12 protein-coding genes are annotated in these 12,362 nt (G+C 74.3%); 7 read left to right on the forward strand and 5 right to left on the reverse strand.

From position 1 onward, the window contains the following. Nucleotides 1-374: 374 nt before the first annotated feature. On the reverse strand, nt 375-842 hold the full coding sequence (locus ACWGJO_RS14955) for an NUDIX hydrolase (protein WP_452183887.1): 468 nt from the start codon (nt 840-842) through the stop codon (nt 375-377). Beyond that, nucleotides 829-1,560: an XRE family transcriptional regulator gene (locus ACWGJO_RS14960; RefSeq protein ID WP_452183889.1), complete on the reverse strand. Its 732-nt coding sequence runs from the start codon at nt 1,558-1,560 to the stop codon at nt 829-831. Before ACWGJO_RS14960 ends, ACWGJO_RS14955 begins: the two co-directional genes overlap by 14 nt. A 475-nt stretch (nt 1,561-2,035) precedes the next feature. On the opposite strand from ACWGJO_RS14960, the gene ACWGJO_RS14965 reads away from it, so the two are divergent. After that, complete coding sequence (locus tag ACWGJO_RS14965; protein WP_452183891.1) at nt 2,036-2,470, forward strand: ATP-binding protein; 435 nt, start codon at nt 2,036-2,038, stop codon at nt 2,468-2,470. 15 nt (nt 2,471-2,485) lie between these two features. Then, nucleotides 2,486-2,866, forward strand: a complete 381-nt coding sequence (locus tag ACWGJO_RS14970) for a hypothetical protein (protein WP_452183893.1) — start codon at nt 2,486-2,488, stop codon at nt 2,864-2,866. A 147-nt stretch (nt 2,867-3,013) separates the two neighbouring features. On the opposite strand, the gene pgm is transcribed toward ACWGJO_RS14970, so the two are convergent. After that, nucleotides 3,014-4,654 (reverse strand): phosphoglucomutase (alpha-D-glucose-1,6-bisphosphate-dependent), encoded by a 1,641-nt coding sequence (gene pgm, locus ACWGJO_RS14975; RefSeq protein WP_387690632.1) that lies wholly within the window; start codon nt 4,652-4,654, stop codon nt 3,014-3,016. Nucleotides 4,655-4,850: 196 nt separating this feature from the next. Then, nucleotides 4,851-5,150, reverse strand: a complete 300-nt coding sequence (locus ACWGJO_RS14980) for a YciI family protein (protein ID WP_452183895.1) — start codon at nt 5,148-5,150, stop codon at nt 4,851-4,853. 349 nt (nt 5,151-5,499) lie between these two features. On the opposite strand from ACWGJO_RS14980, the gene ACWGJO_RS14985 reads away from it, so the two are divergent. Next, nucleotides 5,500-5,838, forward strand: a complete 339-nt coding sequence (locus tag ACWGJO_RS14985) for a hypothetical protein (protein ID WP_452183896.1) — start codon at nt 5,500-5,502, stop codon at nt 5,836-5,838. A 63-nt stretch (nt 5,839-5,901) separates the two neighbouring features. Next, the gene (locus tag ACWGJO_RS14990; protein WP_452183898.1) at nt 5,902-7,425 is read left to right on the forward strand and encodes an FAD-binding protein; all 1,524 of its coding nucleotides are present in this window, start codon (nt 5,902-5,904) and stop codon (nt 7,423-7,425) included. Between the two features lie 86 nt (nt 7,426-7,511). Here ACWGJO_RS14990 and ACWGJO_RS14995 read toward each other — a convergent pair whose 3' ends face one another. After that, nucleotides 7,512-9,035: a multicopper oxidase family protein gene (locus ACWGJO_RS14995; protein ID WP_452183900.1), complete on the reverse strand. Its 1,524-nt coding sequence runs from the start codon at nt 9,033-9,035 to the stop codon at nt 7,512-7,514. A gap of 356 nt (nt 9,036-9,391) precedes the next feature. Between ACWGJO_RS14995 and ACWGJO_RS15000 the strand changes: the two genes are divergently transcribed. From ACWGJO_RS15000 to ACWGJO_RS15010, 3 genes are read left to right on the forward strand one after another with little or no spacing between them, the layout of a single operon-like run. Continuing rightward, a complete protein-coding gene (locus ACWGJO_RS15000) occupies nt 9,392-10,924 on the forward strand; it encodes a pyridoxal phosphate-dependent decarboxylase family protein (protein ID WP_452183910.1) in 1,533 nt (510 codons plus the stop codon). Further along, entirely contained in the window at nt 10,921-11,637 is a 717-nt protein-coding gene (locus ACWGJO_RS15005) for a hypothetical protein (RefSeq protein WP_452183902.1), read from the forward strand. The genes ACWGJO_RS15000 and ACWGJO_RS15005 overlap by 4 nt, the downstream gene beginning before the upstream one ends. Next, entirely contained in the window at nt 11,634-12,320 is a 687-nt protein-coding gene (locus ACWGJO_RS15010) for a DUF6875 domain-containing protein (RefSeq protein ID WP_452183904.1), read from the forward strand. Before ACWGJO_RS15005 ends, ACWGJO_RS15010 begins: the two co-directional genes overlap by 4 nt. The last annotated feature ends 42 nt before the right edge of the window (nt 12,321-12,362 follow it).

Consider the following 12,362-nt stretch of genomic DNA (forward strand, 5'->3'; position numbering starts at 1 on the left):
GGCAGCGTGGGGGGGGGGTGTGGTGGGGGCCGGCGCCGAACCCCCCCCCCCGGGCCGGGGCCGCCCCCCCCCCCCCCACCCCCCCGCGGCGAGGCCGGCCCCCGGCCACGGGGTGAGTCGCAGGTGGATCGGGAGGACGCCGAGCTGCTCCTTCTCGGGTGGGCAGATCTCGCGGCAGGCGGTGAGGAGTTCGGCTCGGCTCATCGGAGCCGATCGCTTCCGGGTCTTCGGTGTCGAGCACGGCGTCGAAGCTCGGATACTCCGCGACGCTGGTGACCCGGGTGCGGCAGTGGGCGTCGTCGGGAGGGCGGCCGGGCGCTTGCACGGGGCCTTTCGCGGCGTGACAGACCTGTGCTCCGGGCAGTGAACGGCGGCTAGCGCACTGCAGGGATCGCCCCGGAGCGCCAGTCGGTCAGCCGCTTGCGGATGCTCGGCACCATCGGCAGCCCGTCCGTTTCGGCGGGGGTGAACCAGGCCACCTCGTGGGACTCGTCGGACACCCGCAGTTCCCCGCCGAGAGGGCGTCCGAGGAGGCAGATGGAGAACTCCTGGCGGACTTCGCCGTCGTCGTAGGCGAAGACGTGGCGGGGGTCGGTGTAGGTGCCGACGATCCCGGTGATCTCGACGTCGATGCCGGTCTCCTCGCGGGTCTCGCGGATACCGCACCCGGCGAGCGACTCGCCGATGTCCATTCTGCCGCCGGGCAGGGCCCACATGCCGTTGTCGGTGCGGCGCTGGAGGAGGACACGGCCGGCGTCGTCGACCACGACGACGGAGGCGGCCGGGACCAGCGAGTTCGCCTCGGGGGCGTTCGGGTCGTCCTCGTAGTCACGCCTGGGCATGATCTACCACCTCCACTGTCGGGACTGTCCATACGTCACGCCCTTTCGCCCACAGGTCCTCGACGTGACCGGCGAAGCGATCGAACACACCGTCGTCCTGGGCCCGCCTGAAGTGCATCATTGGGGCATCATGGCCGATCCTACCGGGCAGCAGCGGCGTGGCGATCATGTCGTCGTCGAAGCGGAAGACGCTGAGTGAGACGTGTGCGGTCTCGTATCGCGCCTCGATCGACGTGTCCCGCAACTTGGCCAGTTCGGACAGAGTGACCTCGATCCGGGTCGACAAGCTCAGGGGGACGTTCTCCTCCAACTCGCGCTGACGGGTGACCGGGTGTCCGGGTTCGCCAAGGATGAAGCGGATCCGGACGCCAGCTGCTGCCTTCTGTCGAAGCAGGCTGCCGAAGTTCGCGTGCTCCAGCCATAGGAAGTAGTTGGTGTATCCGGCGAACGTCAGCTCCCGGGTTGCACCCCTTATCAGCTGACGCCACAGAGTGGCCGGCGCTGCCGACCGGTACGGGTACATCTGTACCAGCTCCCGATCCGGGCCCGACTTCACGAGCTGCTGTACGGATGGCCAGAGCACGGTTTCCTCCTCGCCGAGGGCCCGGCCGGCCGCCGCGCGGTGTCGGGCGTGGGGCTCGCGTGAGGGGTTCGCGAGCCACCGGTCGACGGTCTTCGGGTCGACACCGCACACACGCGCGAGCTTGGACGAGGTCATGTTGGCACGAGCCATTGCGTCACGGAGTGGACTGTTCACCGGCTGGCCTTCCACGTTGAGGACGTTTCAAGGTCTACCAGTCAGACGTCCCAAACGTCCCGCAAACACGGTATGACGTCCCGTCGGGCTGCCCGACGATTCGAGCGTGACAGATGCTGCGTCGCCCACCCGGGCCCAGCCCCGGGCCGCGGCCTGCATTCGTTGTGGCGACGAGGATGGCGAGTTGGTTCCGACTGGCCACGTCCGTACGCCCACCAGGCCTGGCCGAGCCCCGCTTGGCCGGGCGGTCGTCGCACACCCCGCGTGCCACGGAGACGAATCGTGACCGCCCTCGCGAACCGGCCCCCGCCGCCGGGCGGCAACGTGATCGAACTCAGCGCCTGCAAGGGCGGCCGGGTGCCAGCTCGGTGCGGCGATCTCTCACAACACGCGCTCCTTTCGTATGCCCCATTCCGCCCCCCTCCGAGGTACCCCCATGCTCGAAACCCGTCGCCCCCGCGCGTTCGTCGCGCGCCTCGACTCCCGCGTCGAATCCACGCCCCTGGCGCGGTACTTGCTCCGCGCGTACCTCTCCGGGCTGCCCTCCGGCGACCGCTACGCCGACACCGCCGAGCTGCTGCTCGGGGAGCTGTTCGCCAATGCCGTCCAGCACTCCGACGGGCCGGACGACTGCCACATCGAGATCCGCTTCGCCCTGGTCGACTCCCGCCTGCGGCTGGAGGTGCACGACGCCGGTAGCGGCAGTCCTTCCCCCCGCGTCGCCGCGCCCTCCGACGAGTGCGGGCGCGGGCTGTTCCTCGTCAGCGAACTCGCCGAGCGCTGGGGCTGCTCCTCCCGGCCCGGCGGGATCGGCAAGTACGTGTGGGCGCTCGTCTCCCCGGCCCCCGCCCCCACCCTCGTGACCGTCTGAAAGCCCGAACCCCTCATGCACCTCACCACCCTCGCCCGCCACGCCCTCTCCCGTGGCCGGCCCCCCGCCGACACCTACCCGCTCCTCGTCCGCCGCACCCGCGAGCCCCTGCCCTCCGCCCGCGCGGTGTGCCTCGCCCTCGACATCCCGCTCGCGGAGACCGCCCGCCGCCTGGCCGACTGCTACGAGGCCCTGCTCCTCACCACCGCCTACCTCTCCCTCACCGCCGCCCGGCCCATGCCCCGCACCGGCGATCCCGCCCTGTACTGGACCACCCTCGTCACCGCCGGTGAACTCCTCACCACCACCCACCACTCCGAGATCCGCATCACGTACGCCCTCGCCCACTGCCGCGCCCAAGCCACCCGTGCCCGAGAAAGTGTGTCGGGTAATTGATCAACTTCATGGCGTGATCCATTGGCGGTGATCGAGCCGCTGCCACCGGTGCGGGATCCGCGCCGGGCGGGTCGGCGGCTGAAGTTCGGGGAGACGCCCGTGCCCCGGCCCGGCAGGCCGCCGGACCGGGGCACGGGCGTGCCGGGCTCAGCCCCGCAGGACCTCGCCGACCAGGGCGCGGGCCTCGTCCTGGACCCGGGCGAGGTGTTCGTCGCCGTGGAAGGACTCGGCGTAGATCTTGTAGACGTCCTCGGTGCCCGAGGGGCGGGCGGCGAACCAGGCGTTCTCGGTGCAGACCTTGATGCCGCCGATCAGGGCGCCGTTGCCGGGGGCCTTGGCGAGGACGGCGGTGATCTTCTCGCCGGCGATCTCGCCGGCGCCGACCCGTTCCGGGGACAGCCGGGCCAGGCGGGCCTTCTGCTCGCGGTCGGCGGGGGCGTCCACGCGGGCGTAGGAGGGGGCGCCGTGGCGCTCGGTCAGTTCGCGGTAGTGGGCGCTGGGGGTGGCGCCGGTGACGGCGGTGATCTCGGCGGCCAGCAGGGCGAGCAGGATGCCGTCCTTGTCGGTGGTCCACACCCCGCCGTCGCGGCGCAGGAAGGAGGCGCCGGCGCTCTCCTCGCCGCCGAAGCCGATCGAGCCCTCCAGCAGGCCGTCGACGAACCACTTGAAGCCGACCGGGACCTCCACCAGGGTGCGGCCGAGGTCGGCGGCGACGCGGTCGAGCATGGAGGAGGAGACCAGGGTCTTGCCGACGCCGGCGTCTCCGGGCCAGTCGGCGCGGTGGCGGTAGAGGTAGTCGACGGCCACCGCGAGGTAGTGGTTGGGGTTCATCAGGCCGCCGTCGGGGGTGACGATGCCGTGGCGGTCGGCGTCGGCGTCGTTGCCGGTGGCGATGGCGTACTCGTCCTTGCGGCCGATGAGGGAGGCCATCGCGGCCGGGGAGGAGCAGTCCATGCGGATCCTGCCGTCCCAGTCGAGCGTCATGAACCGCCAGGTCGGGTCGGTCACCGGGTTGACGACGGTCAGGTCCAGGCGGTGGGTCTCGGCGATGCGCGCCCAGTAGGCCACCGAGGCCCCGCCGAGCGGGTCGGCGCCGATGCGCAGGCCCGCGTCGCGCACCGCGTCCAGGTCCAGGACGGAGGGCAGGTCCTCGACGTAGGCGGTGAGGTAGTCGTGGCGCCCGGTGGTGGCGGCGGCCAGCGCCCGCGCGTAGGGGACCTTCTTGACGCCGCGCAGGCCCTCGCGGATCAGCTCGTTGGCGCGGTCCTGGATCCAGCCGGTGGCCTGGGAGCCGGCCGGGCCGCCGCTGGGCGGGTTGTACTTGAAGCCGCCGTCGCGCGGCGGGTTGTGCGAGGGGGTGACCACGATGCCGTCGGCCAGCGCGCGGGGGCTGCGCCGGTTGTGGGCGAGGATCGCGTGGGAGACCGCCGGGGTGGGGGTGTAGCCGTCGGCGGCGTCGATGAGCACCTGCACGCCGTTGGCGGCCAGTACCTCCAGGGCGGTGGCCCTGGCGGGCTCGGACAGGGCGTGGGTGTCGGCGCCCAGGAACAGCGGGCCCGCGACGCCCTGTTCGGCCCGGTACTCGCAGATCGCCTGCGTGGTCGCGGCGATGTGGTCCTCGTTGAAGGCCGCGTCCAGCGACGAGCCCCGGTGTCCCGAGGTCCCGAACGCCACCCGCTGCCCGGGCTCCTGCGGGTCCGGGTTCAGCGCGTAGTACGCCGTCACCAGCCGCGCCACGTCCACCAGGTCACCGGGCTGCGCCGGCTGCCCGGCCCGTGCGTGTGCCATCCGTCTTCTCCCGCCGAAAGTCGGTACTCGCGATACGTCGTCGCTCCGCGCTCACCGATCGTAGCCAGAACGCGACCGTGCCCCGAACCGCGAGAACGGCCCGGGGCACCGCGCACGGACGGGCCCGGACCCGAACGGACGGGCACGCACGCGCGAGCGGCGACACCGGCGGTGCGGACGGGCGGGGCGGCAGGGCTCAGGCGGGCAGTTGCTGGCGGTGGGCCGCCAACTCCTCGGCGGTGGTGGTGGCGAGGAACTCCGTCACCCGGTACCCGGTCAACCCGGCCCGCACGAACGGGTCGGTGGCCACCAGCGCCTCGATGCCGGCCCGGTCCGGTCCCACCGCGAGGATCACCCCGCCGTCGCGCGGCACCTTGCGCCCCGAGGCGAGGAAGGTGCCCGCCGCGTAGTGCTCCCGGAGCCACTCGATGTGCTGGGGCAGCACGGCGTCGATCGACTCCACGTCGGCGGTGTACGTCAGCTCAAGTACGAACATGCGGCCCAGGCTAGACCCCGGGTCACGGCCCGCCTCCGGCGCCTCCGCGACTCCGACCCCGCGACTCCGACCCCGCGGCTCGGGCTCGGGAGTTCGGGCCCCGCGGCGCCCGGCCGGGAGGGTGCCGACCCCCATCCTGCCAGGTCGGGCAAGGGTTCGGTAGGACGCAGCCCACCCTTCTTCCGCCTTGCCGCGCGGCGGTGCGCGCCCGCAGACTCGTGCGCATCCCCTTCCGCGTCCCGCGCCGACCGTCCTCTCCAGGGCGGCCGGCGCGCACGGCGTGCTGCCCCCGCACAGGGGCGGCGGGCGGACGGGGGGACCACACGAACGACGAAGGGGGACGGGCGCGATGAGCGTGCACGAGGACATGGTGCTGAAGGCCCGGGTGCGGCTGCTGAGCCACAACGAGCGGATCCTGCGCGGCGAGGAGAGCCTGTGGGTGTACCGGGCGCTGTTCGCCGTCAGCCCGGCCGCCCACGCCTACAAGCTGGCGTTCGTACTGCGGGAGGCCGCCGAGGGGCCGCGGGTGGCCCACCTGCCCGGGGCGCGGCAGGCGCTGCTGGACGAGGCGCGGGCGGCGTGCGCGCACGTTCCCGCCCACGCCCCCGCCCACCAGGTGCGGATGTGGGAGTACCCGATGGCCGAGCTGCGGCGCATCGAGCAGCAGATCACCGGTGCACGCCAGTAGGTGATCACCCGATAGTTGCGGTACAACAATCCCTATTTGACGACCGATCGGAGAAATTCTGATATGAGCAGGTCAGGACTGTCGCGCCGCGCCCTCCTCACCTCGGCCGGCGCCGGGGCCGTCACCGCCGTCATCGGCTGGAACACCGCCACCGCCGCCTGGGCCACCGAGGCCGACGCGGACACCGGCACGGACACCGGCGCCGACATCGCCCGGCTGCCCGCCCTGGACGGCACGGTGACCCTGCGGGGCGAGGGCCTGGAGCGCTTCTCCGGCGACTTCGGTCACCTCGTCACCGCCGCGCCCCGGGCGGTGCTGCGCCCCGGCTCGGTGCGCGACGTGCAGCAGCTGGTCGCCTTCGCCCGCCGCCACCGCATCCCGGTGGCCGTCAACGGGCAGAGCGGGGACCTCGCGCAGCTCGGCGAGGCCGGATTGGAGTCGCACTCCAGCTACGGCCAGGCCAACCCCCGCGGCGGCGTCGCCATCGACGCCCGAGGCCTGTCGAAGGTCGTCTCGGTGCGCCCGGGGCGCGCCGTGGTCGAGGCCGGGGCGACCTGGGCGCAGGTCACCGAGGCGGGCCTGGCCGCGGGCTGGGTGCCGCCGGTGCTCACCGACTACCTGCACCTGTCGGTGGGCGGCACGCTGAGCGTCGGCGGCATCGGCGGCGGCGTGCAGCGCCACGGCATGCAGGTCGACAACGTGCTGGAGCTGGACGTGGTGACCGGCACCGGCGAGCTGGTCACCGCCTCCCCCACCCGCAACCGCGAACTGTTCGAGGCGGTGCTGGCCGGCGGCGGCCAGGTCGGCGTCATCGTGCGCGTCACCCTCGCCCTGGTGCCGGTGCCCGAGCGCGCCCACGTCTTCTCGCTGTACTACGACGACCTGGACGCCTACCTCGCCGACCAGGAGAAGGTGCTGGCCCGGCGCCGCTTCGACTTCCAGGTCGGCGACGTGGTGCGCAGCGCGGACGGTTCGCGCTGGCGCTACAAGGCGGAGCTGGTGGCGTTCGCGGACGCCGGGCAGGCGGTGGACCGGGCGGCGCTGCTGGCGGGGCTGGCGCCGGTGGACACGGAGGTGGTGGAGCAGAGCTGGCGGGAGTACGCCTACCGGGTGGACGGCTTCTCGGGGTACCTGCGGGCGGCCGGGTTCTGGGCGCTGCCCAAGCCGTGGCTGAGCGTGTTCCTGCCGGCGTCCACGGCGCGGGCGTTCATGGCGCGGGCCGCCGAGGTGCTGACCGCCGCCGACCTGGGGGCGGGGCTGCTGCTGTTCTACCCGTACCTGCGCTCGAAGGTGAAGGCGCCGCTGGCGGTGCTGCCGGGGCGGGAGGAGGTGGGCTGGCACTTCGACCTGCTGGCCTTCCCGGGGCCGGGGTCGGACACGGCGGCGATGCTGGAGCGCAACCGGCTGCTGTACGACCTGGCGGTGGAGCTGGGCGGCAAGCGGTACCTGATCGGGGCGGTGCCGGGGATGACGCGCGCGGACTGGCAGCGCCACTACGGGGGGCTGTGGGAGCGGGTGGTGGCGGCCAAGCGGCGCTGGGACCCGGCGGGGATCCTCACCCCGGGGCAGGGCATCCACGCGTCCTGACGCGCCCTCGGGCCGCCCGCGTCACGGCGGGCGGCCCGGCGGGGGCCGGCGGCCGGGCGGCCCGGCGGGGGCCGGGGGCCGGGTGCTCAGGCGATCTCCATCTGGGCCATCATGCCCATCGCGGAGTGGTCCAGCAGGTGGCAGTGGTAGGGGTAGCGGCCGCGGTAGGAGTCGAAGGTGGCCTGCAGGCGCACGCTCTCGCCGGGCATCAGGCGCACGGTGTCCTTGAGGCCCGACTCCTCGGGGCCGGGGGCCCGGCCGTTGCGCTGGAGGACGCGGAACTGCACCAGGTGCAGGTGGAAGTTGTGCGGGATGTCGGTGTTGGCGTTGTGGACGGTCCAGATCTCCGAGGTGCCGAAGGCGACGGCGGCGTCCACCCGGGCCGGGTCGTACACCTTGCCGTCGATCAGGCCGCGCGGGGCGGCGCCGGCGCCGCCCTCCTCGACCTTGAGCACGACGGTGCGCTCGCGCGCCACCGGTCCCGGCGGCGGCAGGGTGCGCAGCCGGTCGGGGACAAAGGAGGGGTCGGGGGCGGGGCGGCCGACGTCGAAGCGCAGCACCTGGCCGATGTGTTCGGCGGGGCCCGGCGGCATGGAGTTGGTGAGCACGACGCTCGTGCCGGGGCGGTAGCGGGAGAAGTCGATGACGACGTCGGCGCGCTCGCCGGGCGAGAGGTCGACGGTGTCGGTGGTGTGGGGGTGTTCCAGCAGGCCGCCGTCGGAGCCGATCCAGGTGATGGGGCCGCCGTCGGCCAGGCGCAGGGAGAAGAAGCGCAGGTTGGAGGAGTTGAGCAGGCGGATGCGGTAGCGGCGGGCGGCGACGTCGACCTTGGGCCAGGGGCGGCCGTTGGCGAGGATGGTGGCGCGTCCGGCGGCGTCGTCCATGCGGTAGACGAGGTTGCCGGAGGCGTCGAAGCGGGCGTCGCGCAGCGCGATGGGCAGGTCGTAGCGGCCCGAGGGCAGCGGCAGGGCGGCCTCGGTGGCGTCGGTGAGCAGGTAGGTGCCGGCCAGTCCCCGGTAGACGTGCTCGGACTCCAGGTGGTGGGCGTGGTCGTGGAACCACAGGCTCGCGTGGGGCTGGTCGTTGGGGTAGGTGCAGGTGCGGGTGGCGCCGGCGTTCAGCAGGTTCATCGGGCCGCCGTCGCTGTCGACGGGGACGGCGGAGCCGTGCAGGTGGACGGAGACCGGGTCGTCCAGCAGGTTGGTCTGGCGCACGATCACCGGCCGTCCGGAGCGGGCGCGGATGACGGGCCCGGGGAAGGCGCCGTTGTAGGTGAGGACGTCGGTGCGGTGCCCGGGCAGGATGCGGGCGAAGGAGCGCAGCATGGTCACCGCGTAGGTGTCGGCGCCGCCGTCGGTGGAGACGGGGCTGAGCACCGGGGGCAGCGGCAGGGCGGTGGTGAACTTCGGGGCGAGCGCGGGGCCGGCGTCGGGGCCCGGGTCGGGGGCGGCGGCGCCCGCCGGGTGGGCGTGCCCCGCGTCCTGCGCGTCCTGCGCGGCGGAGGCGGCGGAAGCGGAGGCTGAGGCGGCCGGGTGCTGGGTGGTGCGCACGAGCAGGACTCCTCCCCCGGTCGCCAGGGCGGCGCCGATCATCCTGCGTCTGGTCACCATCGCGTCTCTCCTCCCGTGTGGGCTGCCCCGGCCTCGCCCGGGTGGGGACGGCCTTGTCCGGGGGTGATTGCAGCAGCGCCCGCTCGTGCCGCGCTGGGGTCCGGCTGGGGCCGCGGGCGGTGCCCTTCGGGCCGGTGGGGGGCGGTGCGGGTGGGGCCGGCGGGCGCCGCGGTGGGTGAGCTGCGGGTGTTGCGGGCGCCTTGCGCGGCGCCGCCACCGTGGCTGCGGACGCGGTCGAGGAACGCTCAAGGACTCGGCTCGCGGTGAACGCTCGTACTCGCCGGGGGCCCGGCGTGCTGCTCACCCGCGCGCCGGCCCCCCGTCTGTCGAAGGACTCGAAGGGGAAGGGCCGGAGCGTGGACCTGCGGTACTGGCTGCCGAGGGCGGCCGAGGTGGCCGAGCGGTGGGGCGAGCGGTTCGGGCCGCTGCGGCCGCACCCCTCGCACCTGGTGGACGAGGCGGACTTCGCCGCCGCGTTCGAGCGCTTCGCCAAGCGCCTGGAGCACAACTACCCGTTCTTCCACCCGCGTTACGCCGGACAGATGGTCAAGCCCCCGCACCCGGCGGCGGTCGTGGGCTACCTGACGGCGATGCGCTTCAACCCCAACAACCACGCCTACGAGGGCGGGCCGGCCACCAACGACATGGAACGCGAGTGCGTCGCGCAGCTCGCCGCCATGTTCGCGCTGCCCGCGCACGTGGGCCACCTGACCAGCAGCGGCACCATCGCCAACCTGGAGGCGCTGTACGTGGCGCGCCAGAGCCACCCCGGCCTCGGCGTCGCCCACAGCGCCCAGGCCCACTACACCCACAGCCGGATGTGCCACGTCCTGGGCGTCGAGAGCCACGCGGTGGCGGCCGACGCCGAGGGCCGGATGGACGTCGGCGCGCTGGAGGAACTGCTGCGCACCGGGCGGGTGGGCACGGTGGTCGTGACCTGCGGCACCACCGGGCCCGGCGCCGTCGACCCGGTGCACGAGATCCTCCCGCTGGCCCGCCGCTACGGGGCCCGGGTGCACGTGGACGCCGCCTACGGCGGGTTCTTCGCGCTGCTGGCCGCCGACGAGGCGCTCGCGGCCTCGCTCGGGGTGGACACCGCGCCGTGGCGGGCCGTCGCCGGCTGCGACTCGGTGACCGTCGACCCGCACAAGCACGGCCTGCAGCCCTACGGCTGCGGGGCGGTGCTGTTCGCCGACCCCGGCATCGGGCGGCACTTCGCCCACGACTCCCCGTACACCTACTTCACCGACGCCGAACTGCACCTGGGCGAGATCAGCCTGGAGTGCTCGCGCGCCGGGGCCTCGGCCGCCGCGCTGTGGCTGACCCTGCAGCTGCTGCCGCTCACCCCCGAGGGCCTGGGCGCGGGGCTGGCCGCGAGCCGGCGCGCCGCCCTGGCCTGGGCCGAACTGATGGACGCCAGTGAGGAGTTGACGCTGCACCAGCGGCCGCAGCTGGACATCGTCACCTACTTCCCCACCGTCCTCGGGACGCCTGCGCCCGCGCTGTCGGCGATCGACGCCGCCAGCGAGCAGGTCCTGCGCCGGGGCATGGCCGACGAGCGGGACCCCGTCTACCTGAGCGTGCTGCGCGTGGACGCCGCCGACTTCACCCGCCGCCACCCCGGCGTGCGCGCGGACGCGGGCGGGGCCCGGGTGCTGCGCAGCGTGCTGATCAAGCCGGAGGCGGAGGAGTGGGTGGAGCCGCTGCACGCGCGGGTCACCGCCCTGGCCGCCCTGGCCGCCGCGGCCGCCGGCCGGTCACCCGACGCGGCCGGTACGGCCGGTACGGCCGACGTGACCGCCGCACCCGGTACCACCGATGCGACCGATGCGACCGTTGACCCGCCTTCCCCTTCGTCCGCCCCCTCGTTCGAGGAGAGTGCCCGTTGACCACCACCACCGCCCTGCCCGCCACCGCGGGCACCGCCTTACGGCCCACCGTGCGGCCCGCCGTGCGGCCCGCCGTGCGCCCGGCCCGCCCCGGCGAGGAGGACGCCCTCGCCCACGTGCTCGCCGACGCCTTCGCCGACGACGCGCTGATGCTCTGGGCCTTCCCCGACCCCGGCCACCGCGCCCGCGTGATGCCCGCCTTCTTCCGCGTCCACGTCGAGCAGTGCCTGGCCCACCGGGGCGCCCTGGTCGCCCACCGGGCCACCACCGGTGACGGCGCCGCGCAGGACGGCGAGCCGCTGGGGGCGCTGCTGTTCCTGCCGCCCGGCCACTGGGACGACCCCGGCCCCAAGGACGGCGCCGCCACCCGGGCCCTCGCCGAGGCGGTCGACGCCGCCGGCCACGACGGGCCCGCCCGCCGCCTTGCCGCCATCACCCGCCTGCAGACCCTGCGCCACCCGCGCCACCGCTCCCACCACTACCTCGCCTTCGTCGGCGTGCACCCCGACGCCCGCCGCACCCGCACCGGCCGGGCCCTGCTGCACGCCTTCCTCGCCGAGGTCGACGCCGCCGGCCAGGCCGCCTACGCCGAGACCAGTTCCCCCGGCGGGGCCCACCTGCTCGCCGGCGGCGGCTTCACCCGCTTCGGCGAGGCCATCGCCCTGCCCGGCGGCGGCCCCCGCCTGGCCCCGGTGTGGCGGGGGCCCCGATGACCGCCCCCGCCCTGCCCGCCGCCCCCGCCGTGGCCTCCTCCTCGGCGCTGCGCCTGTACAGCGCCGGACAGATCGACGCCGGCCACGCCGCCGAACGCCCCGAGGCCGCCGAGACCCTCGCCTGGGCGCGGGCCTTCCTCACCACCGCCCACCCCGACCTCGGCCGCAGCGGACCGGTCTGCCCCTACACCCAGCCCTCACTGCGCCGCGGCCTGTTCCACATCGCCGTCGCCGACGGCTCCCCCGACGGGGACCTGCCCCGCCTGGTCGCCGAACTGCGCGCCCGCTACGACGAGTTGCTCGCCGCCCTGACGGAGGAGTCCGACCGCGAGCTGCTCACCGTCCTGCTGGTCATGCCCCAGCTGGACCGCGAGGACTCCACCGTGCTGGACGAGCTCCAGCGCAAGGCCAAGGACGAGTTCGTCGAACAGGGCCTGATGATCGGCCAGTTCCACCCGGTCTGCGAGGAACCCGGCCTGTGGAACCACGGCTTCAGGCCGCTGCGCGCCCCCGTCCCGCTGCTCGCGGTGCGCAAGCTCCTGGTCTTCGACCTGCCCTTCCTCGCCGGCGACGAGACCCACCTCAACCACTACCTGGCCCGCTTCGCCCCCGAGGTCCCCGCCCGCATCCGCGCCCAGCTGGTCACCAGCGTCCGCGCCCGCCGGCAGAACGCCGCCGCCTGACCCCCTCCCCCTGCGCGCGCGGAGCCGGCCGGCGCCCGGCTC

It is taken from the genome of Kitasatospora sp. NPDC054795 (genome assembly GCF_053611565.1).

Bases quoted from the DNA above. Each gene is read 5' to 3' on its own strand.
- ACWGJO_RS15010 (WP_452183904.1), top strand. From the start codon at position 11,634: ATGACCGCCCCCGCCCTGCCCGCCGCCCCCGCCGTGGCCTCCTCCTCG.
- pgm (WP_387690632.1), bottom strand. From the start codon at position 4,654: ATGGCACACGCACGGGCCGGGCAGCCGGCGCAGCCCGGTGACCTGGTG.
- ACWGJO_RS14965 (WP_452183891.1), top strand. From the start codon at position 2,036: ATGCTCGAAACCCGTCGCCCCCGCGCGTTCGTCGCGCGCCTCGACTCC.
- ACWGJO_RS14955 (WP_452183887.1), bottom strand. From the start codon at position 842: ATGCCCAGGCGTGACTACGAGGACGACCCGAACGCCCCCGAGGCGAAC.
- ACWGJO_RS14980 (WP_452183895.1), bottom strand. From the start codon at position 5,150: ATGTTCGTACTTGAGCTGACGTACACCGCCGACGTGGAGTCGATCGAC.
- ACWGJO_RS14970 (WP_452183893.1), top strand. From the start codon at position 2,486: ATGCACCTCACCACCCTCGCCCGCCACGCCCTCTCCCGTGGCCGGCCC.
- ACWGJO_RS14985 (WP_452183896.1), top strand. From the start codon at position 5,500: ATGAGCGTGCACGAGGACATGGTGCTGAAGGCCCGGGTGCGGCTGCTG.
- ACWGJO_RS14990 (WP_452183898.1), top strand. From the start codon at position 5,902: ATGAGCAGGTCAGGACTGTCGCGCCGCGCCCTCCTCACCTCGGCCGGC.
- ACWGJO_RS14995 (WP_452183900.1), bottom strand. From the start codon at position 9,035: ATGGTGACCAGACGCAGGATGATCGGCGCCGCCCTGGCGACCGGGGGA.
- ACWGJO_RS14960 (WP_452183889.1), bottom strand. From the start codon at position 1,560: ATGACCTCGTCCAAGCTCGCGCGTGTGTGCGGTGTCGACCCGAAGACC.